Raw genomic sequence first — 19,764 nt, 5'->3', positions numbered from 1 at the left:
GTCCCACCGGGACGCGCGGGGCTCCGCCGTGCCGCACCCCCGCCCATGCGCGCCCCCCGCCCGATGCTGCATGCTGTGCCTTTACACGGTCTTCGGCATGGAGCTGCGCATGACTTCCACCTTTCCGGACATCTCCATCAGCACGGATCGGTTGGTGCTGCGCCCCCTCGACATGGCGGACGTCCCCGCCTACATCGAGATGATGAACGACGAACTCGTCACCGCGTGGACGACCGTGCCCCACCCCTACACCCAGGTCGACGCCGAGCGCTGGGTCCGCCGGATCGCCCCGGCGGAGCGCACCCAGGGCAGGGGCATCGTCTTCGCCGTCACCGAATTCCTCACCCAGCGGCTGGTCGGCACCGTCCGGCTGCACGGCACCGACTGGCGGCTGCGCGCGACCGAGGCCTCGTACATCACCGCCCCCTGGGCGCGCGGCGAGGGATACGCCACCGAATCGGTGCTCGCCGTCGCCCAGTGGCTCTTCCGCGACCAGGGTTTCGAACGCGTCGAATTGCGCACCGCCGCCGACAACTCCGCCTCCCAGCAGGTCGTCCAGAAGCTCGGCTGCATCAGCGAGGGCGTCCTGCGCAACGCCTGGATAGCGCGCAGCCAGACGGAGGACGGCGGCTGGACCGACATCCGCACCGATCTGATCGTCTGGAGCCTGCTTCCCGAGGACCTGGAAGAGGTGGCCGGACAACTCACCGACGCGGGCCGCTACGGCGCCCACAACGACTGGAACTGACCCCACGGCACACCGGGCCCGGGATTCCACGACACCGGGCCGAGGTTCCACTGCGTCCGCCCCGGACCGGTCCCACGGCCGGCACCGGACCCGGAGCCCGCGACATCAGGTCCGGGCCCCGCGGCACCCGCCCGGTACGGCCCGGTAACCTCACCCCCTGCCCGCCATGCGGCCGGGCAGCCCCCGCCTGTCACAGACCCCTGGAGAATGACGACGATGGCCGACCGGGTCACGGTGATCGGCTGGGACGGCTCGCCCCTGACCGCCGCGGCGAGGGCCGCGCTCTCGGCCGCCACCCTGGTGGCGGGCGCCGCCCACCACCTCGCACTGCCCGAAGTGCCGCCCGGCGCCGAACGCGTCCGCCTCGGCAGCATCGACCTGGCCGCCCGCCGGATCGCCGGACACCGCGGCAGCCCGGTCGTCCTCGCCGACGGCGACCCCGGCTTCTTCGGGGTCGTACGCGCCCTGCACGCCCCCGAGCACGGGCTGGAGGTGGAGGTCGTACCCGCCGTCTCCTCCGTCGCCACCGCCTTCGCCCGTGCCGGGATGCCCTGGGACGACGCCCAGATCGTCGTCGCCCACCCGCGCACCCTGCGCCGCGCCGTCAACGTCTGCCGCGCCCATCACAAGGTCGCCGTCCTCACCTCGCCGGGGGCGGGTCCGGCCGAGCTGGCCCTGCTGCTCGAAGGCGTCCACCGGACGTTCGTCATCTGCGAGGAGCTGGGCACCGACCGCGAACAGGTCACCGTCCTCACGTCCGACCGGGCCGCCGACCACGTCTGGCGCGACCCGAACGTCGTGATCGTGATCGGCGGGGGGCCCGAGCCCCAGGCCACCGGCCAGTGGATCTCGGGCCGCCATCCGGCCTACCCGCGTGGTGTACGGGGCTGGGCGCTGCCCGCCGACGCGTACGGAGCCACCTGGGAGGAACAGCCGGCCGGGGCTTCGGAGGGGGAGTCGCCAGGGCTGCGGGCCGTCCAGCTGGCCCGGCTCGGACCGCGCGCCGGCGACCTCGTCTGGGACATCGGCTCCGGCAGCGGCGCGCTGGCGGTGGAGGCCGCCCGGTTCGGCGCGGCGGTCCTGGCCGTCGACAGCGATCCGGCCGCCTGCGCCCGTACGGCGGCGAACGCCCGTGCCTTCGGTGTCCAGCTCCAGGTCGTCCAGGGACGCGCCCCCCATGTGCTGGAGAGCCTGCCCGAGCCGGACGTCGTACGGATCGGGGGCGGTGGCGTGCCCGTGGTCGTCGCCGTCACCGACCGCAGGCCCGAACGCGTCGTCACCCACGCGTCGACCAGGGACGAGGCGGAAGCACTCGGCACCGCGCTCACCGAGAACGGGTACACCGTCGAGTGCGCGCTGCTCCAGTCCGTGGAACTCGACGCCGTCACCTGGTCGGAGCGGGAACGCGCGGTCGTCTTTCTGCTCTCGGCGTTGCGCTCCGACCTCGCCCCGTGACCCGGTCGGAGCGTGGCGGGAGGTAGGCTGGCCGATTGTTGTACCGCAGCCGGACGTTCGTCGCTTCGTTCGTCAATGTCCGGAAAAGGGGACCGTTTTGGCCCCCGCTGTGATACGGCACCACCGGGGGCCGCGCAACGTGGCGCAGTCCACAGCCGGCCGTGGCGGGAGTTGCCGCCGCGGCGACGAAAAGCCGCGAGAATGCTGTGTGCTCGCGAGCGGTTCGTGCCGCGCGTCGCGTCCGCTCGTTGTTGTTGGCGAGTGTCGGCGTGCCGTGGCCGGGCGCCCCGGGCGATGGGCCGAAGGAGCACTGACGATGGGCGAGGGGTACGCATGACTGACACCGGCCAGGTCCCGGGCGAGGGATTGCCGGAGAACGCAGGCATGGTGGAGCAGCCGGGCGTCCCCGCCCCGGACGCGTACACCTTCCTCGACCCCTCCGAGCATGTCACCGAGGACGACGATCTTCTCCTGATGCCGAGTTCCCAGGGCGGCTGGGGCGACCCGCAGGTGGTGCCCAGCCAGTCGGTCGAGCAGCACCACGCCGGCGTTCCCGGGCAGACCAGGACGCAGACCCGCGCACACGCCGCCGCTCGGAACGGGTACGCCCAGCAGCAGGCCGACGCCAGGCCCGGCACACACGAGTCCGGTGGCCGTGACTCCGGCGCCGTGGACCTCAGCGGCGTACGCATCCCCGGGCCGGCCCAGTCGCAGTCCCCGGCGCAGCCCCAGGTGCCGGTGGGCGCGCAGGCGCAGTCCGCCGCGCGCCGCCCGCTGCACCGGGGTCCGGCGGCCGACGCCGGTCCGTCATACGGCGGGACACAGACCGGGGGAGTGGTCCGTTCACTCGCCGACCGCGGCCCGGCGGGCTCGCCGGCCGCGCGGCACTCCGGACCGCCGACGACCGGTCCCGGGCTCGCTGATTCGGCTGTCGGTGAGGCCGCCGTGCTCCCGGGCCCCCAGCTCGGCGAGATCCCGCCGCAGAGCGGTAGCCCGTGGGCCGCGCAGCCGCCCGTGCCGCAGGCCGCTCCGGAACCGCCCGTGGCGGCGGTGACGGTGCCGGAACCGACCGTCCCCGAACCGGCCTCCCCGGAACCGGCCTCCCCGGAACCGGCCTCCCCGGAACCGCCTGTGGCGGCGGTGACGGTGCCGGAACCGACCGTCCCCGAACCGGCCTCCCCGGAACTGGCGGTCCCCGAACCGGCGGTCGGCGAGGCCCCGGCGGCCCAGGTCGCCGAGTCCGCCCCGGCCGGACCGGCGGCCCGGCCCGAGCCCGTCGTCGACGCCCCCTCGGCGGATGCCGTCGCGGTCGAGACCGCTCCGGTCGCTGCGGAGACTCCTGCGACCGTCGTCCCGGCGGCAGCCGTGGCCGAGGCAACGGGGGTGGCGGAGGCGGAGGCAGTGGCCGAGGCGCCGCCCGCCGAGGCCGCGGAGCCTTCGGCGGCGATGCCCGCGGAGGTCCCGGCCGAGCCGTCAGTGGTGGCGACGGATGACGGGGAGGCCGGCGAGGCCACCGAGGTCGCGGATGACGCCGAGACCGCCGACACCGCCGAGGTCATCGAGACCACAGGGGCCGTCGAGGCCGCGGATGGCGGCGAGGTCGCTTCCGCCGAGCCCGCCGCCCCCGCCGCGCCCGTGGAGGGGCCCGCGCCCGTCCAGGTGGCCGAGGCGGCCGACCCCGAGGTGGCCGCCGAGCAGCCGGTGACCGCCGAACAGGTCGCCCCCACCCCGGAGACCGCCCCCGAGGCCGCGGTGGAGCAGCCCGCTGTGGCCGGACCGGTGCAGACGGAGACCGCCCCGGCGGCGGAGCCGGTACGGACCGAGCCGGAGGTTCTTCAGCCGGAGGCCCCTCAGCCGGAGACCGCTCAGCCGGCGGCGCCGGCTCCCGAGGCCGTCCAGCCGGAAGCCGTGGCTGCCGAAGCCGCCCGGCCCGATGCGGTCGACCCCGCCGCCGAGCTTCCCGATGCCGTCACACCCGAAGCGATGACGGAGTCCGCGCGGCCGGACGCTCCCGTGGCGGAACCCGGGCCCGCGCGAGCCGCGATCGTCATGGAACCTGCGCCGGTCCGGGCCGCGCCGGAAGCCGCTCCGCCCGAGCCCGTCGCGGTCGTCGAGGCGGCACAGCCCGAGCCGATGGCGGCCGAGCCCGTCGCTCCCGAGGCGACCGTCACCGAACCGGTGGCGGCCGAGCCCGTCCCTCCCGAGGCTGTCGCTCCCGAGGTCACCGAACCGGTGACGGTCGCGCGGACCGCTCCGGGCCCGGAGGCCCCGGCCACGTCCGAGGCGGCCGCCCCCGAGTCGCCGGAAGCAGCACCCGCCGCCGAGCGGGTCCCCGTACCGGCATCCGTGTCCGTACCCGCTCCCGAGGCGCGTCCCGAGGCCGGGACAGCTACGGAAAACGTCGAGGTCCCGGAGATCACGGAGCCCGCCGCACCGGCGGCGGCCGAGGCCCCCGCAGCGGTCGCCACGGATACCACGGACGAGGCAGTGGCCGTGGACGAAGCCACGGAAGCGGACCGGTCCGCCGTGGAGTCCGGGACCCCCGCGCCCGAGACCACCGCGCCCGCCCCCGGCTACGACGACGCCGAGCGCGAAGCCGTCCTCCGCGTCATGCGGGAACGCCGGGACATCCGCAACGGTTTCCGCAGCGACCCCATCCCGCACGAGGTCCTGCTCCGCGTCCTGGAAGCCGCGCACACCGCCCCCAGTGTCGGCCACTCGCAGCCCTGGGACTTCGTCGTGATCCGCTCGGCGGAGACCCGCCGTTCCATGCACGAACTGGCCCAGCGTCAGCGTGACGCCTACGCCAAGTCACTGCCCAAGGGCCGGGCCAAGCAGTTCAAGGAACTGAAGATCGAGGCCATCCTCGACACCCCGGTGAACATCGTCGTCACCGCCGACCCCACCCGTGGGGGCCGGCACACCCTCGGCCGGCACACCCAGCCGCAGATGGCCCCGTACTCCTCCGCGCTCGCCGTCGAGAACCTCTGGCTCGCCGCTCGGGCCGAGGGACTTGGCGTCGGCTGGGTCAGCTACTTCGACGAGCGGGAGATGGTCCGCGCCCTGGGCCTGCCCGAACACCTCGAAGTCGTCGCGTACCTCTGTGTCGGATACGTCGACGAGTTCCCCGAGGAGCCCGAGCTGATCCAGGCGGGCTGGTCCAAGCGCCGCCCGTTGTCCTGGGTCGTCCATGAGGAGACGTACGGCCGTCGCGCGCTCCCCGGTGAGGAGCCGCACGACCTGCTCCAGGAGACCATCGCCAACATCCGTCCGCTGGACGCCAAGGCGCTCGGCGAGGCATGGGAACGCCAGAAGAGGATGACCAAGCCGGCCGGCGCGCTCGGCATGCTGGAGATCATCTCCGCGCAGCTCTCCGGGCTCTCCCGGATGTGCCCGCCGCCGATTCCGGAGCCCGCGGCGGTCGCGATCTTCGCCGGTGACCACGGAGTGCACGCACAGGGCGTCACCGCCTGGCCGCAGGAGGTCACCGCGCAGATGGTGGCCAACTTCCTCGGCGGCGGAGCCGTCTGCAACGCCTTCGCGGCCCAGGTCGGAGCCGAGGTCTGCGTGGTCGACGTCGGTGTCGCGTCGGACCTGCCCGCGACGCCCGGTCTGCTGCCCCGGAAGGTGCGTCCCGGCACGGCCGACTTCACGGTCGGCCCGGCGCTCACCCGCGAGGAGGTCCTCGCCGCCGTCGAGGTCGGCATCGAGACCGCCCGCGATCTGGTCGCGGCCGGCAACAAGGGCCTGCTCACGGGCGAGATGGGCATCGCCAACACCACCGCGTCCGCCGCGCTGATCTGCGTCTACACGGGCATCGACCCGGCCGAGGTGACCGGACGCGGCACCGGCATCAACGACGAGATGCACGCCCGCAAGGTCGACGTGGTCCGCCGGGGCCTCGAACTGCACCGACCCGACCCGGCCGACCCGATCGGTGTGCTCGCGGCGGTCGGCGGCCTGGAACACGCCGCGATGGCCGGGTTCGTCCTCGGCGGCGCGTCCCTGCGCACGCCCGTCATCCTGGACGGTGTCAGCGCGGGAGCCGCGGCCCTGGTCGCCCACGCGATCGCGCCAGAGGCCCTGGCCGCCTGCATCGCCGGACACCGCAGCGCCGAACCCGGCCATGTCGCCGCGCTCAACAAGCTCGGTCTGCGCCCGCTGGTCGACCTCGACCTGCGCCTCGGTGAGGGCACCGGCGCACTGCTCGCGCTGCCCGTCGTGCAGAGCGCGGCCCGCGCGATGCACGAGGTGGCCACGTTCGACTCGGCGGGCGTCACCGAGAAGTAGCGGGCACGGCGAAGCGGCCGTTACGGCGAAGCAGCCGGCGCGGTGAAGTGGTCGGCAGGGCGAAGGAACCACCACGGCCGGAGAACGGCCAGGCTGCGGCGCTCTCCGGCCACGGACCACCCGGAGGAGGCGCCCACGACGCAGCCGCGTCGCGGGGCGCCTTCGTCCCGTGGTCCCTTCGTCCCGTGGTCCCGTCCCTCCGCTCACCTCGCTGTCCCTGCCCGCCCGGTCTTCCCGCGTCGCCGACCCCGTACCCGCCCCTGGGCTCCGCCCCGGTCGCGCCCCGTAAAGTGGTCACAGAGGTCCCGTACCCCGTCCCACCAGCGCCGCTCCACCGCCGCAGCGGTCGCGCCACCGCAGTCCGCCGTCCCGCCGAGGAGCGCACACCGTCATGGCCGAGCACGCCGATCACCCCGCCTACCCCGTCGGACTGCGCCTCAGTGGGCGCCGCGTCGTGGTCGTCGGTGGCGGCCAGGTCGCGCAGCGCCGCCTCCCCGCGCTCATCGCGGCCGGTGCCGACATCGTCCTCATATCGCCGACCGCCACCCCGTCCGTGGAGGCGATGGCGACGGCCGGGGAGATCCGCTGGGAGCGCCGCGCGTACCAGGAGGGCGACCTGGCAGGTGCCTGGTACGCCCTCGTCGCGTCCACCGACACCGCCGCCAACGCCGCCGTGTCCGCCGAGGCCGAGCGCGCCCGCGTCTGGTGCGTGCGCAGCGACGCCGCCGACGCGGCCACCGCGCTGACCCCGGCCACCGGCCGCAGCGAGGGCGTGACCGTCGCCGTCCTCACCACCGACACCCAGGGCCGCGATCCGCGCCGCTCCGCCGCCGTCCGGGACGCCGTCGTCGAGGGCCTGCGCGACGGCACCCTCGCGGCGCGGCACCACCGCCGCCGGACGCCGGGCGTCGCTCTCGTCGGCGGCGGACCCGGCGATCCCGACCTGATCACCGTGCGCGGCCGGCGGCTGCTCGCCGAGGCCGACGTCGTCATCGCCGACCGGCTCGGCCCCCGCGACCTGCTCGACGAGCTCCCGCCGCACGTCGAGGTCATCGACGCGGCGAAGATCCCGTACGGCCGCTTCATGGCCCAGGAGGCGATCAACAACGCGCTGATCGAGCACGCGAGGGCGGGCAAGGCCGTCGTCCGCCTCAAGGGCGGCGACCCGTTCGTCTTCGGCCGCGGCATGGAGGAGACCCAGGCGCTCGCCGAGGCCGGCATCCCCTGCACCGTCGTCCCCGGCATCTCCAGCTCGATCTCCGTCCCCGGCGCGGCGGGCATCCCGGTCACCCACCGGGGGGTCGCCCACGAGTTCACCGTGCTCAGCGGTCACGTCGCCCCCGACGACCCGCGGTCGCTCGTCGACTGGGCCGCCCTCGCGCGCCTGCGCGGCACCCTGGTGCTGCTGATGGCCGTCGACAAGATCGGCGCCATCGCCCGTACCCTCATCGCCCACGGCAAGGACCCCGAGACCCCGGTGGCCCTGGTCCAGGAGGGCACCATGGCGGCCCAGCGCCGCGTCGATGCCACGCTCGCCACCGTCGCCGACCGGGCCGTCGCCGCGAACGTGCGTCCCCCGGCCGTGATCGTCATCGGTGACGTCGTCGCGGTCGGACCCGGCACCGGCCTTCCCGCCGAGTGACCGCCGGGAGCCGTCGTTCCCACCCGCCGTTGGTAACCCACACCGGACAAGGCAGCATCACCCGTGGCTGAACTCATCACCGTCGACGACCCCGACGACCCGCGCCTGTACGACTACACCGGCCTGACCGACGTCGAACTCCGGCGCCGGCGCGAACCCGCCGAGGGCCTCTTCATCGCCGAGGGCGAGAAGGTGATCCGACGCGCCAGGGACGCCGGTTACGAGATGCGGTCCATGCTGCTCACCCCCAAGTGGGTCGACGTCATGCGCGATGTCATCGACGAGGTGCCGGCTCCCGTCTACGCGGTCGCCCCGGAGATCGCCGAACGTGTCACCGGCTACCACGTGCACCGCGGCGCCCTCGCCTCCATGCGGCGCGCCCCCCTGCCGTCCGTCGGCGAACTGCTCACGACGGCCCGCCGCGGGGGAACGGTGGAGTCCGTCGGCGATCACACCGGTACCGGCGGAGCGCTGCGTCCGGGACCGCGGGAGGGTGGGGCTCGGCGCGTCGCCGTGTTCGAGGACATCGTCGATCACGCCAATCTGGGGGCGGCCTTCAGGAACGCCGCCGCCCTCGGCGTCGACGCCGTGCTCCTCACCCCGGGCTGCGCCGACCCTCTCTACCGGAGGTCCGTGAAAGTCTCGATGGGGGGCGTCTTCCAGATCCCGTGGACTCGTTTCGAGTCCTGGCCGAAGGACGTCGAGGCCCTGCGTGCCGAGGGGTTCACGGTCGCCGCGCTCTGCCTGAGCGACCGGGCGATCACCCTCGACGAATTCGCCGCGCGGAACGTCGGGGCACTCGCCCTGGTCTTCGGCACGGAGGGCGCCGGCCTCGCCCCCAGAACCCTCGCCGCGGCCGACGAGCACGTCCGCATCCCGATGGACGCGGGCGTCGACTCCCTCAACGTGGCTGCCGCCTCGGCCGTCGCCTTCTACGCCACCCGGCCGCGAACCGCCTGAACCCGGTGCGTCGGTCCTGATGCCGCCCGGCCGCGAACCGTCCGAATCCGGTGCCCGGCCCGAGGCCGCCCGGCCGTGAAGCGCCTGGACCCGGTGCGTCGGGCCTGATGCCGCCCGGCCGCGAACCGTGCGAATCCGGCGCCGGGCCCGAGGCCGCCCGGCCGTGAAGCGCCTGGACCCGGTGCGTCGGGCCTGATGCCGTCCGGCCGCGAACCGTCCGAATCCGGTGCCGTGCCCGATGCCGCCCTGCCGCGAACCGCCTTGACCCGGCGCCCGGCCCGTCGCCGTGCGGCCGGTACCGGCCGGCTCCGCAAGCGATCCCGGTACGACGGTGTTCTCCCCGGCCGCCCGGCTACCTCTCGTACGGCGACTGCTGGGCCGCCGACCACGTCCGCTGTACGCCGTCCCCGCCGCCGAGCCCGCGCGCCGGGCCCTGACAGCCCTGTGCCGCCGCGATCCCCAGGGCGACCAGCAGAGTCACCACGACGAAGACGAACAGCCGCTGCCGCAGCAGCCGGGGGTTGGCCGGGCGCCGCCCCGCCGACGTCGGACGGGACCCGGGCCGGGTGCCCGGCCTGCCGTCCGTGCCCCGGGGACGCCCACCGGGACGGGCACCGCCGCGTGGCGCCTGCGGGCGCGCACCGCCGGTACGGGGCGCGGACGAACGCGACGACGGACTCCGCACGGGCCGGCCGGCCGTCCCGGACGTCGAAGGGCCCGCCGCCCGACGGGTGTGCTGCTCGGTGTACGGGCCGTCCAGCGGCCCGGTCGGCCGGTCCAGCTCCAGGGCCGACCGCTGCGCCGGCGGCCTGCTCTCGTGCAGCCCGTGCGCCTCCCGCGCGGCGATCTCCTTGAGCCGCATGGAGAGTTGAAGGGTGCTCGGCCGGTCCTCCGGGTCCTTCGCCAGACAGGCGCGGACCAGCGGTGCGAGCGCGTCGTGCACCTCGTACAACTGAGGCTCCTCGTGCACCACGCGGTAGAGCATCACCTCGGAACTGCCGTGCCCGAAGGGCGAATCGGCCATCGCCGCGTACGCCAGCGTGGCACCCAGCGAGAAGACGTCCGTCGCGGGCGTCACGGCCGCGCCCCGTACCTGCTCCGGTGCGAGGAACCCCGGCGAGCCCACCGCCGTACCGACGTGCGTCAGCGTGCTCGCCCCGGTGGCCCAGGCGATGCCGAAGTCGATGATCCGGGGGCCCTTGGGCGAGAGAAGGATGTTGGACGGCTTCAGATCACGGTGGACGACACCGGCCTCGTGCACCGCCACCAGCCCCTCGGACAGCGCCGCACCGATCGAGGCCACTTCGGCGGCCGGCAGCGGACCCTCCTCGGCGACCTTGTCGTGCAGCGAGGGACCCGGTACGTACTGCGTGGCGAACCACGGCCGGTCCGCCTCCAGATCGGCGGCCACCAGCCGCGCCGTACAGCCGCCCCGGATGCGCCGCGCGGCCGACACCTCACGCGCGAACCGCGACCGGAACTCCTGATCCTCCGCCAGGTCCGGACGGATCACCTTCAGCGCGACCCGCTGGCCGCGCCGGTCCGAGCCCAGGTAGACGACCCCCATGCCGCCCGCGCCGAGCCGCCGGTGCAGCCTGAACGAACCGACGACACGCGGGTCCTCGCGCCGGAGCCGCATCATCGCCATGTCTGCCCATCCCCGCTGCCGGTCCGCCTGACGGGCACAGCTTACGTACCCGTGGCCCGGCGTGCTCAGAGGCCGCGCCCTTGCCCGTCGACCGATTGACGGCGCCCGGCGGCGGACGTGAGAAGCGGTCAGCGGGCCGCGCACGCACGGGCTCCGGCGGACGCGCGACCTCAATCCGGCTGACCCGGCGGACGGTTGGGCACGTGGGGGCCGACCCGGTACGGATGGTGCCGGACCCGCTCCGGACCCACCGGGCGGGGTACCCGCGACCCGGTCGCGGAGCGCTGCCGGAGGTGCCCCCGGGGGAGTGCGGAGTGAGTGAAGTCACCCGTCCGGCAAGGCCCGGACGCGTGCCGGCTTCCCCGCGCGGGCGGCGCGACCCTTCCGGGATGACCCCGGGGTCCGGCAGTTGATCTCCACCCAGGGGAGTACGCCGGGCATCGGCGACTCATCCTCCGGGAGGCCCGGCATTCGGTACGCCGGCATGACGACCCGTGCTCCTCCTGTCCCTAATGTTGAGGTCAAGCGGCGGGCGCTGCGCTCGTCCCCCGAGGTCGACGCCCGCCGCCCCACATCAGGTCAGGAGAGGAACCATGTCGGACACGGCAGTACGGACCATGATCCGTACCCAGGGACGCAGGGCCCGTGCCTCGTTCGGCAGCCGTCCGTCGTCCGGCCGGCGCCACCCGTTGGTGGCGACCGCCATGGTCCTTCCCCTGGCGGCCCTCCTCGTGGTCGCCTTCGGCGGCTGGGAGGCAGTGGTCACCCAAGCGTCGTCCGTGGGCGTGATGCTGGGGCGCTGAGCGGCGCCCCGGGTCCGGAAGAGCGGTCCGGACCGGGACATCCGGCCAACAACCCCGTGGGGACGGGGGTGCGGCGGACGGCAGCGTGCGTCCGGTCAGCTGGGGAGCTGACCGGACCTCGCGCTGCCCGGACACGGCTCGTACGCTCGTCGCCGGGCCCGACGTCACCGGGCCCCCTGCCGCACGCCACCGGGGAGACCGTGACCAGCACCGTCGTACGGGCGCTCGGCGCCCTCGCCCACGGCCTCGTCCACCCGGACCCGTCGGCATCACCCGCCCGTCCCTGTGCCTGCCCCGCGCCGGACGTGCTCGCGGACCGCGCCGACGGCACGGTCGTCCGTTGCGGCCCCGCCGTCGCGAAGGCGCACGCCCCCGGCACCGATGCCCCCGGCCTGGCCGCCAGGCTCGCCCTCGCCGCGGCCCCGCGGCTGGCCGGTGTCCTGCTGCCGCCGTTGTCCGTCCGGCCCACCACACGTCATGGCCGCCTCATCACCCTCTGGCCGTACGGCGCCCCCGTCGACCCGGACGATCCGGACGCCGCCCCCTGGGAGGAGGCCGCCGTCCTGCTGGCCCGCCTCCACCGGGTCCGTGCCCCGCGCGGACTGGCCCCGATGCGCGGGCCGGTGAAGGCAGCCCGCGCGGTGGCCAGGATGCGGGCGGCCCGGCCCGGTGACTCGGCCACCGCCCCGGTGGACGCCGCCTGGCGCCGGCTGCCCGACTGGGCCCGGGCCGAGGAGCCGGCACCCCCGCACCGGGCCGTCGCCCTGTGCCACGGGGACCTCCACCTGGGCCAGTTGGTCCGGCATCCGGCCCCGGACGGCCGCTGGCTCCTCATCGACATCGACGATCTCGGCCGGGGCGACCCCACCTGGGACCTCGCCAGGCCCGCCGCCTGGTACGCGGCCGGACTGCTGCCCCCGGAGGTCTGGCTGCGCTTCCTGGACACCTACCGGGCCGAGGGCGGCCCCGCCGTGCCCCCGGACGGTGACCCCTGGCCCGAACTGGACACCGCGGCCCGGGCCCTGACCGTCCAGACGGCGGCACTCGCCCTCGCGAAGTCCGCCGAGCAGCGGCGCGATCCGGACGAGGTGGAGCGGACGATGATCGACTGCTGTGCCCGAATCGCCGCCCTCCCACCCGAGTTGGCGCCGGGACGTCCGTCGTAGGCTGAACCGACCGTCGCCGGACCCGCGTTCCGGCGAGGCGGACCGAAGGCGAGGAGCCGAGCCGATGATGCAGTGCCCCAAGTGTCATGCCCCGATGCAGACCTACAACCGCAACGGCGTCCAGATCGAGCAGTGCGGCGGCTGCCGGGGGATATTCCTCGACTACGGCGAGCTGGAGGCCCTGACCCGCCTGGAGTCGCAGTGGACCCAGCAGGTGCCGCCCGCCCCCGCGCCCCCGGTCCCGCCCCAGTCCTACCCGCCCCAGCCCTACCCGGCGGCTCCCGGCCCCGCCTGGGGCGCGCCGCAGCACCACGGCGGCCACCACGGCCACTACCGGCAGAAGAGCTTCGGCCGGATGCTCTTCTCCTCCTGACCGGAAGCGGGAAGCGGAAGCCGGCCGGACCGGCCGGGAACGCGTGACCCCACCCCACCGCACTCCACCGCATCGACACCGGGCCCGGACCCACCGGGCCCGGCGCCGATGAGGGACGGAGGACCGCGCCCGCACACGACGAAGCCCCCGGCGTCGAGACGACCGGGGGCTTACGGCAGTGCGCGATACTGGGATTGAACCAGTGACCTCTTCCGTGTCAGGGAAGCGCTCTCCCGCTGAGCTAATCGCGCAGGGTGACCCTGCGTGTACTGCGTGCGCGATACTGGGATTGAACCAGTGACCTCTTCCGTGTCAGGGAAGCGCTCTCCCGCTGAGCTAATCGCGCGGGGTCCTTGCGGACCGGTGGACGATACTGGGATTGAACCAGTGACCTCTTCCGTGTCAGGGAAGCGCTCTCCCGCTGAGCTAATCGTCCTTGGAGGTGGAGACGGGATTTGAACCCGTGTAGACGGCTTTGCAGGCCGTTGCCTCGCCTCTCGGCCACTCCACCAGGAGTGCGGGGGCTCGGGAAGACTCCCCCCACTTCGAGCGGACGACCAGGTTCGAACTGGCGACCTCAACCTTGGCAAGGTTGCGCTCTACCAACTGAGCTACGTCCGCTTGTCGTTTCCGGTTCACTCACGTGTTCCGGCGACGTGTTGAACTCTAGCGGATTCCGGAGCCAGCACAAAAACACGTTTGCGCAGCGTGCTGCGCCGCTTCCGCCCCGGCGCGGGCGGTGGCGGGCCGCCATAGACTCGTCGGCGTGCACGACCTCGCTCCTCTGGCCCGCTTCGGCGGCCTCGTCGCCTCCGGTCTCCGGGACGTGACCGACGACCCCGCAGCCCTTGACTCGTCCGGTTTCTGGGCGGTATGTGCTGATTTCGAGGGCCGTCTCGTCTGCGCCCGCTTCGACGACGTACGGACCGAACCCGTGCCTGCCCCGGTGCCGGGGGCGTGGCGCGGTCCCTCGGCCGGTGACTGGACGTCGTCGCTCGACCGGCTCGCGTACACCGCGGGCGTGCGGCGGATACGTGAGCACATCGCGGCGGGCGATGTCTACCAGGCCAACCTCTGCCGTGTGCTGTCCGCGCCGCTGCCCGCGCGTCCGGCCGCGGAGGGGCCCGCGGACGTGGACGCCCTCACCGCGCTGCTGGCACGCGGCAACCCCGCCCCGTACGCGGGAACGATCCGGCTGCCCGGGCACGGCGTCGAACTGGCCACCGCGTCACCCGAGCTCTTCCTCGCCAGGACCGGGCGGACCGTCGAGTCCGGACCCATCAAGGGAACCGGACGCACCGAGGCCGACCTCCTGGAGAAGGACCACGCCGAGAACGTGATGATCGTCGACCTGGTCCGCAACGACCTCGGCCGGGTCTGCGCCACCGGCACCGTGACCGTCCCCGATCTCTGTGTGACGGAGAAGCACCCCGGTCTCGTCCATCTCGTCTCCACCGTGCGAGGAGAACTCGCCGAGGGGGCCGGCTGGCCCGCACTGCTCGCCGCCGCCTTCCCGCCGGGTTCCGTCACCGGGGCCCCCAAGGCCAGCGCGCTCGGCATCATCGGGGCTCTGGAGACCGCGCCCCGGGGCCCGTACTGCGGAGGCGTCGGCTGGGTCGACGCGGACCGCCGCACGGCCCAGCTGGCCGTCGGCATAAGGACCTTCTGGATCGACCGGACCGGGCCCGCCCCACTGCTGCGCTTCGGCACCGGAGCGGGCATCACGTGGGGTTCCGACCCGGAGCGTGAGTGGGACGAGACCGAACTCAAGGCGTCCCGGCTGCTCGCTGTAGCGTCGGGTGCACACGCGACCGGAGGGACGAGAGCATGAGGATATGGGTCAACGGCGGGCTGCGGGACGCCGAGGACGCCCGGGTGTCCGTGCTCGACCACGGACTGACCGTGGGGGACGGCGTCTTCGAGACCCTGAAGATCGTCCACGGCACACCCTTCGCGCTCACCCGGCATCTCGACCGGCTGACCCGCTCGGCGCGCGGTCTCGGACTGCCCGAGCCGGACACCGACGAGGTGCGCCGGGCCGTCGCGGCCGTGATCGACGCCAACCCGATGCCGCTCGGCCGGCTCCGCATCACCTACACCGGTGGCGTGTCGCCGCTCGGCTCCGACCGGGGCGACGCCGTGGCCGGACTGGTGATCGCACTGGGGGAGACCGTGCGCCGCGCCGACACCACCGCCGTGATCACCGTGCCGTGGACGCGCAACGAGCGCGGTGCGCTCGCCGGGCTCAAGACCACCTCGTACGCGGAGAACGTCATCGCGCTCGCCCGCGCCCATGAGCGGGGGGCGTCCGAGGCCCTGTTCGCCAACACCGTCGGACAGCTCTGCGAGGGGACGGGTTCCAATGTCTTCGTCGTGCTCGACGGGCAGCTGCACACGCCGCCCGTCCGCTCCGGCTGCCTCGCCGGGATCACCCGCGCCCTGGTCGTGGAGTGGACGGGCGCCCGGGAGACCGAGCTGCCGATGGACGTCGTCGGTCGTGCCGAGGAGGTCTTCCTCACCTCCACCCTCCGCGATGTGCAGGCCGTCCACCGGATCGACGGACGCGAACTCCCGGGCGCTCCCGGCCCCGTCACGGCCAAGGCCGTGCGGATCTTCGCCGAGCGCGCCGAGGACGACATCGACCCGTGACGGAAGGGTGCAGGGCCTTTCGAAGGGCCGGAAAAGTGTGTGACGCGGTCGGGGCCCGCGGGGTAGAACACCCCTGATGACCACGACACTCAGGCCGACCGGGCCGATCCAGCAGGGCGCCGACGGCGCGAAGATCCGCGCGTACGACGTGTGCGACAACGGGCGGCCCGTCGGCGCCGTCGAGATCGGCACGGACCCCGCGTTCGGCGCGAGGGCCGGTGTGCTCAGAGCACTGCGGATCGACGGTCCCAGCCGCAGGCGCGGCCGGGGCACGATCGCCGCGCTCGCCGCCGAGGAGGTGCTGCGCGGCTGGGGGTGCGCCCAGGTCCGCCTCACCGCCCCGGCGGACGATCCGGCGGCACTGGGCCTGGCGGCCGTGCTCGGATACGCGGAACGCAGCCGGAACATGCTGAAGCGGCTGCCCGGGACACCACCCGCCCTGCCGGACACCGTCACCGCGCGCCCCATGTCCGACGAGGAGTACGCGCGCTGGGACCGCGCCAGCCGCGTCGCCTACGCGCAGAACTGGATCGACCAGGGCGTCCCGGAGGACCAGGCCCGGCGCAAGTCCGACCTGGACCACTCCACGAACCTCCCGGACGGGCTCGCCACCGAGGGTGCGCACATGCACGTCCTCCTCAGGGAGGACCGGGTCGTCGGCCATGTGTGGGTGGCGCGGCACGGTGTGACCGCGGAGGACACGGTGGCGTACGTCTTCGACGTCGAGGTCCGTGAGGAGCACCGGGGCCAGGGACACGGCCGCGCGCTGATGCTCCAGGCGGAGAACATCGCCCTCGCCTCCGGGGAGCGGCGGATCGGTCTGCACGTCTTCGCGGACAACGTCCCCGCGCTGCGGTTGTACGAATCACTGGGCTACGAGCCCACCATGTACAACCTGGCCAAGGACCTGTAGGCCGGGAGGCGCCGGTTCCGGAGCGGCCGAAGCCGAACCGGCCGGTCCCCGGCCGGCGCCTCCCGGCCCGGATTCCGTGGTCTCCGGTCCCGCCCCCCGTCCGCCGCGCTCAGTCCCGCTCGGCCAGCAGCCGGTCCGCGATCGTCCCGATCCGCTCGCGCAGCCCGTCCTGGCTCCTGCCGCCGTCCAGCCGTTCGCCGCCGATCACGTACGTCGGGGTGCCGGTCACCCCGATCGCCCTGCCCTCCGCGTGGTCGGCGTCGACGATCAGCAGATGCCGTCCGTCGATCAGAGCCGTGTCGAACTCCTCGCTGTCCAGGCCCAGTTCGGCGGCGATCTCGATGAGCAGCGGTTCGCCGGTCCGGCCGAGAGCGTCGGTCCTGGCGAGCACCGCCTCGATGTACGGCCAGTCCTTGCCCTGCGCCGCGGCCTCCTCGGCCGCCTGGGCGGCGGCGTACGCGTGCTTGTGCTTCTCCAGCGGAAAGTGCCGCAGCCGTACCTGGAGGCGGTCGCCGTACCGGGCCCGCAGCGCGTGCACATCGGAGAGGGCCCGGTGGCAGTCGGGGCATTCGAGGTCGCACCAGAGATCGAGGACGACCGGCGTCGCGGGGGTGGAATCGCTCATGCCGACAGTCTCCCAGCACCCGGACACGGCCACTCCTCAGGGAGGAGCGCGGCCCTGAAATGTCCCTGATGTGGCACGGAACCGTGGCCCCGTCCCCCTCGGTGGGTGCACGATGGAAGGGACCTTTCCCCTGCGCCTGGAGGCACGATGATTGCCGAGACCATCTGTTCCGCGGTATCCGCGGCGGGCCTGGGCATCGCCGCGGTCACCGCCTACCGAAGACGATTCCTCACCGCGGCCCGGACAGCGGCCTACGCGTTCGTCCCGGTCGGACTGGTGCTCACCGGTACCGTCGAATGGATCTCCGGCATCGCCTTCAGGCCGAGCGTGTGGCTCGGCTTCGGGCTGCTCGGGGCGGCCTGGCTGCTCTTCATGGCGACCCGTGCGGTCGAGCGCCGCACGGGGGGGACCCGCAAGGAACGCAGGGCCGCCGCCCGGTCCGCGCGGCACGACGCGGTCGCCCCCGCCGCCTCCGCGCCCTCACTCGGGGCGGGCGCTCCGGACCGCGGCTCCGAGCCGGGGGGCAGGGTCAGGGGCAAGCAGTCGGGCGGCGCGTCCGGCGACGACTTCAGTGACATCGAGGCCATCCTGAAGAAGCACGGCATCTGACGCGGCGGCCGGGCCGGCCGGGCGCACAGGTGCGCTCTCGGTGTGCTCCCCGGTGTGCGGAGTCCGCGAACATGTGACGGCGGTTCGGACGCCGGAGCGATTGCTTTCGGCTGAGGAGAGGGTGAACTCCCGCCTGGAAAAGCGCCTTGACCGCCAAGCGGTCCGCGCTTGCGTCATGATCGTCCCGAGATGGTGGACACGTCCCGGGGCGACGCCCCCGCACCCCCCGCCGAAGAGCCGCGTGGCTGCCTCTTCGCGCTTTCCCAGCCACCCCTGATGATCTTCCTCACGGTGGTGGGCGGCCTGCTGTTGATGGCGGCGGTACATGACCTCTTCCTGCTCTGAGCCCGCCGGGAGCCGCTGCCTGCCGCGGGTTCGTCAGCCCGCCGCCTCCTTGCGGCGGGCCCGGTACGCGGCGACGTGCAACCGGTTGCCGCAGGTACGGCTGGAGCAGTAGCGGCGGGAGCGGTTGCGCGACAGGTCGACGAACGCGTGCCGGCAGTCCGGTGCCTCGCAGCGGCGCAGCCGCTCGCGCTCGCCCGCCACGATGATGAACGCCAGCGCCATGCCGCAGTCGGCCGCGAGGTGGTCCGAGAGCGAGGCGTCCGGCGCGAAGTAGTGCACATGCCAGTCGTAACCGTCGTGGTCGCTGAGCTGGGGGGTGGTGCCGGCCGAGGCGACGAGCCGGTTGACGAGCGTGGCGGCGGTACGGGTGTCGGGCGCCGCGAAGATCTCCGCGAACCGCGCGCGCACGTCCCGCACGGCCCGCAGGTCCCTCGGGCCGAGCTCGTCCACGCCACTGATGCGGTGCCGTTCGGCGAAGCCGTACAGCGACCCGACGTCGCCGATGCCGTCGCTCCGCTCGCCCTCCGGCACGGTGTTCACCAGATCGACCACCGTGTCGAGGGCGATCCGGGTGTCGTGGGGGATCAGCACGCTTCGCTCCCTGGCCTGCCGGGGGCGGGTGCCCGCCGGTGCGCGCTGACTCTACTGGCTCGCCGGACCCGTACAGGGGCCCGTCGGAGCCTTCGACGGCGGGGCTGGGTCTCCCGGGCTCCGAAGTGTCCCGAAAACGGCCGAGAGGGGTGGAGGCGGGCCCGGAACCGGCGCCGGCGCCGTCACCGCGGTGGGTTCCGCGGCTCCGGCGCCGGTGTGTGCCCTATGAGGTTGTCCGCGCGGCGCCGTCTCCCCGAGTCGGACGGCGCCGTGCAGCTCTCGGCCTGGCTCAGCTCTCGGCCAGGATGTGTGAGAGTTCGGTGTCGAGGTCGAAGTGACGATGCTCGGTGCCTGGTGGGACCGCGGCGTCGGTCCGCTTCAGGAACGACTCCAGCGCCCTCGCCGGGGCTTCGAGCAGTGCTTCGCCCTCTGGGGAGCTCAGCGCGATGCAGACGACGCCCTGGCCGTGGCTACGTGATGGCCAGACCCGGACGTCTCCGGTACCGGTGGGCCTGTGCAGGCCCTCGGCGAGGAGGTCGCGGGCGAAGACCCACTCGACCGTCTCCTCCGCTCCGGTGTGGAAGGTGGCGTGCACGGCATAGGGATCGGCCGTGGCATACCGCAGGCCCGCGGGTACAGGCAGTGAGGACTCGCTCGACACAACGAGGCGCAGGTGCAGCTCGCAGCTGACCGTGGTGTTCATAAGCGCCAGGGCCTTTCGCTCAGTGTGCGCTCGGGGATTCGCACGTCGGCGAAATCGACATGCCACCTACAGTGCCGTTGTAAACCCCTCTGACCTTTTTGTGGGCCTTCAGGTAGCTCGTACGGCGGTGTGTAACTTTGCGTCATTACGCCATCTCGGTGACACGGCGCTCCGGTACGTTTGCTCCGTACGTGTACGGAGAGCGACGAGCGGGCGGGACCGCCGTGCCCGGTGGTCCGGAGCC

17 protein-coding genes and 5 tRNA genes are annotated in these 19,764 nt (G+C 73.7%); 13 read left to right on the top strand and 9 right to left on the bottom strand.

Annotated elements, in window-relative coordinates:
* Positions 1-70: 70 nt before the first annotated feature.
* From PZB75_RS03595 to PZB75_RS03575, 5 genes are all read left to right on the top strand, one after another.
* Positions 71-748: a GNAT family N-acetyltransferase gene (locus tag PZB75_RS03595; protein ID WP_275533826.1), complete on the top strand. Its 678-nt coding sequence runs from the start codon at positions 71-73 to the stop codon at positions 746-748.
* Positions 749-964: 216 nt separating this feature from the next.
* A complete protein-coding gene (gene cbiE / locus PZB75_RS03590) occupies positions 965-2,203 on the top strand; it encodes a precorrin-6y C5,15-methyltransferase (decarboxylating) subunit CbiE (protein WP_275538565.1) in 1,239 nt (412 codons plus the stop codon).
* A gap of 333 nt (positions 2,204-2,536) precedes the next feature.
* Positions 2,537-6,493, top strand: a complete 3,957-nt coding sequence (gene cobT, locus PZB75_RS03585; RefSeq protein ID WP_275533825.1) for a nicotinate-nucleotide--dimethylbenzimidazole phosphoribosyltransferase — start codon at positions 2,537-2,539, stop codon at positions 6,491-6,493.
* Positions 6,494-6,884: 391 nt separating this feature from the next.
* Positions 6,885-8,135 (top strand): uroporphyrinogen-III C-methyltransferase, encoded by a 1,251-nt coding sequence (gene cobA, locus PZB75_RS03580; protein ID WP_275533824.1) that lies wholly within the window; start codon positions 6,885-6,887, stop codon positions 8,133-8,135.
* A gap of 63 nt (positions 8,136-8,198) precedes the next feature.
* On the top strand, positions 8,199-9,095 hold the full coding sequence (locus tag PZB75_RS03575; protein ID WP_275533823.1) for an RNA methyltransferase: 897 nt from the start codon (positions 8,199-8,201) through the stop codon (positions 9,093-9,095).
* 352 nt (positions 9,096-9,447) lie between these two features.
* Here the strand turns inward: PZB75_RS03575 and PZB75_RS03570 are convergent, their stop codons facing one another.
* The gene (locus PZB75_RS03570; protein ID WP_275533822.1) at positions 9,448-10,743 is read right to left on the bottom strand and encodes a serine/threonine-protein kinase; all 1,296 of its coding nucleotides are present in this window, start codon (positions 10,741-10,743) and stop codon (positions 9,448-9,450) included.
* Between the two features lie 593 nt (positions 10,744-11,336).
* Here PZB75_RS03570 and PZB75_RS03565 point away from each other — a divergent pair.
* The 3 genes from PZB75_RS03565 (at position 11,337) to PZB75_RS03555 (ending at position 13,085) form a co-directional block, all read left to right on the top strand.
* A complete protein-coding gene (locus PZB75_RS03565; RefSeq protein ID WP_275533821.1) occupies positions 11,337-11,546 on the top strand; it encodes a hypothetical protein in 210 nt (69 codons plus the stop codon).
* Between the two features lie 200 nt (positions 11,547-11,746).
* Positions 11,747-12,712 carry an aminoglycoside phosphotransferase family protein gene (locus tag PZB75_RS03560; protein ID WP_275533820.1) on the top strand — a complete coding sequence of 322 codons (966 nt, stop codon included), beginning with the start codon at positions 11,747-11,749 and terminating at the stop codon, positions 12,710-12,712.
* A 64-nt stretch (positions 12,713-12,776) separates the two neighbouring features.
* Positions 12,777-13,085 carry a zf-TFIIB domain-containing protein gene (locus tag PZB75_RS03555; RefSeq protein WP_275533819.1) on the top strand — a complete coding sequence of 103 codons (309 nt, stop codon included), beginning with the start codon at positions 12,777-12,779 and terminating at the stop codon, positions 13,083-13,085.
* Between the two features lie 179 nt (positions 13,086-13,264).
* Here the strand turns inward: PZB75_RS03555 and PZB75_RS03550 are convergent.
* From PZB75_RS03550 to PZB75_RS03530, 5 genes are all read right to left on the bottom strand, one after another.
* Positions 13,265-13,336: transfer RNA gene (locus tag PZB75_RS03550), tRNA-Val, on the bottom strand.
* A gap of 23 nt (positions 13,337-13,359) precedes the next feature.
* A tRNA-Val gene (locus PZB75_RS03545) sits at positions 13,360-13,431 on the bottom strand.
* Between the two features lie 18 nt (positions 13,432-13,449).
* A tRNA-Val gene (locus PZB75_RS03540) sits at positions 13,450-13,521 on the bottom strand.
* A gap of 1 nt (position 13,522) precedes the next feature.
* A tRNA-Cys gene (locus PZB75_RS03535) sits at positions 13,523-13,596 on the bottom strand.
* Between the two features lie 37 nt (positions 13,597-13,633).
* Positions 13,634-13,706, bottom strand: a tRNA-Gly gene (locus tag PZB75_RS03530).
* 145 nt (positions 13,707-13,851) lie between these two features.
* On the opposite strand from PZB75_RS03530, the gene PZB75_RS03525 reads away from it, so the two are divergent.
* The 3 genes from PZB75_RS03525 to PZB75_RS03515 all read left to right on the top strand — a co-directional run bounded on the left by PZB75_RS03525 (position 13,852) and on the right by PZB75_RS03515 (position 16,647).
* Complete coding sequence (locus tag PZB75_RS03525) at positions 13,852-14,916, top strand: chorismate-binding protein (protein WP_275533818.1); 1,065 nt, start codon at positions 13,852-13,854, stop codon at positions 14,914-14,916.
* Positions 14,913-15,734, top strand: coding sequence for an aminodeoxychorismate lyase (locus PZB75_RS03520; RefSeq protein WP_275533817.1), 822 nt, complete (start codon positions 14,913-14,915; stop codon positions 15,732-15,734). Before PZB75_RS03525 ends, PZB75_RS03520 begins: the two co-directional genes overlap by 4 nt.
* Positions 15,735-15,810: 76 nt before the next feature.
* Positions 15,811-16,647: a GNAT family N-acetyltransferase gene (locus PZB75_RS03515; RefSeq protein ID WP_275533816.1), complete on the top strand. Its 837-nt coding sequence runs from the start codon at positions 15,811-15,813 to the stop codon at positions 16,645-16,647.
* A gap of 109 nt (positions 16,648-16,756) precedes the next feature.
* Here PZB75_RS03515 and PZB75_RS03510 read toward each other — a convergent pair whose 3' ends face one another.
* Complete coding sequence (locus tag PZB75_RS03510) at positions 16,757-17,272, bottom strand: DsbA family protein (protein WP_275533815.1); 516 nt, start codon at positions 17,270-17,272, stop codon at positions 16,757-16,759.
* Positions 17,273-17,419: 147 nt separating this feature from the next.
* On the opposite strand from PZB75_RS03510, the gene PZB75_RS03505 reads away from it, so the two are divergent.
* Positions 17,420-17,881 carry a hypothetical protein gene (locus PZB75_RS03505; protein ID WP_275533814.1) on the top strand — a complete coding sequence of 154 codons (462 nt, stop codon included), beginning with the start codon at positions 17,420-17,422 and terminating at the stop codon, positions 17,879-17,881.
* Between the two features lie 189 nt (positions 17,882-18,070).
* A complete protein-coding gene (locus PZB75_RS03500) occupies positions 18,071-18,226 on the top strand; it encodes a hypothetical protein (protein ID WP_275533813.1) in 156 nt (51 codons plus the stop codon).
* A 33-nt stretch (positions 18,227-18,259) separates the two neighbouring features.
* Here the strand turns inward: PZB75_RS03500 and PZB75_RS03495 are convergent, their stop codons facing one another.
* Positions 18,260-18,817, bottom strand: coding sequence for a CGNR zinc finger domain-containing protein (locus PZB75_RS03495; RefSeq protein ID WP_275533812.1), 558 nt, complete (start codon positions 18,815-18,817; stop codon positions 18,260-18,262).
* 289 nt (positions 18,818-19,106) lie between these two features.
* Entirely contained in the window at positions 19,107-19,520 is a 414-nt protein-coding gene (locus PZB75_RS03490) for an SsgA family sporulation/cell division regulator (RefSeq protein WP_030589699.1), read from the bottom strand.
* Positions 19,521-19,764: the final 244 nt, after the last annotated feature.

It is taken from the genome of Streptomyces sp. AM 4-1-1, assembly GCF_029167625.1.
In the GTDB taxonomy this organism is placed as follows: Bacteria; Actinomycetota; Actinomycetes; order Streptomycetales; family Streptomycetaceae; genus Streptomyces.
The sequence above is the reverse complement of the archived record's forward strand: the minus strand, read 5'-3'. Positions and strand labels throughout refer to the sequence as shown.

Excerpts from the sequence above, each read along its gene's own strand:
- PZB75_RS03595 (WP_275533826.1), top strand. The coding sequence starts at position 71 with ATGCTGTGCCTTTACACGGTCTTCGGCATGGAGCTGCGCATGACTTCC.
- cbiE (WP_275538565.1), top strand. The coding sequence starts at position 965 with ATGGCCGACCGGGTCACGGTGATCGGCTGGGACGGCTCGCCCCTGACC.
- cobT (WP_275533825.1), top strand. The coding sequence starts at position 2,537 with ATGACTGACACCGGCCAGGTCCCGGGCGAGGGATTGCCGGAGAACGCA.
- cobA (WP_275533824.1), top strand. The coding sequence starts at position 6,885 with ATGGCCGAGCACGCCGATCACCCCGCCTACCCCGTCGGACTGCGCCTC.
- PZB75_RS03570 (WP_275533822.1), bottom strand. The coding sequence starts at position 10,743 with ATGGCGATGATGCGGCTCCGGCGCGAGGACCCGCGTGTCGTCGGTTCG.
- PZB75_RS03565 (WP_275533821.1), top strand. The coding sequence starts at position 11,337 with ATGTCGGACACGGCAGTACGGACCATGATCCGTACCCAGGGACGCAGG.
- PZB75_RS03555 (WP_275533819.1), top strand. The coding sequence starts at position 12,777 with ATGATGCAGTGCCCCAAGTGTCATGCCCCGATGCAGACCTACAACCGC.
- PZB75_RS03520 (WP_275533817.1), top strand. The coding sequence starts at position 14,913 with ATGAGGATATGGGTCAACGGCGGGCTGCGGGACGCCGAGGACGCCCGG.
- PZB75_RS03515 (WP_275533816.1), top strand. The coding sequence starts at position 15,811 with ATGACCACGACACTCAGGCCGACCGGGCCGATCCAGCAGGGCGCCGAC.
- PZB75_RS03510 (WP_275533815.1), bottom strand. The coding sequence starts at position 17,272 with ATGAGCGATTCCACCCCCGCGACGCCGGTCGTCCTCGATCTCTGGTGC.
- PZB75_RS03505 (WP_275533814.1), top strand. The coding sequence starts at position 17,420 with ATGATTGCCGAGACCATCTGTTCCGCGGTATCCGCGGCGGGCCTGGGC.
- PZB75_RS03500 (WP_275533813.1), top strand. The coding sequence starts at position 18,071 with ATGGTGGACACGTCCCGGGGCGACGCCCCCGCACCCCCCGCCGAAGAG.
- PZB75_RS03490 (WP_030589699.1), bottom strand. The coding sequence starts at position 19,520 with ATGAACACCACGGTCAGCTGCGAGCTGCACCTGCGCCTCGTTGTGTCG.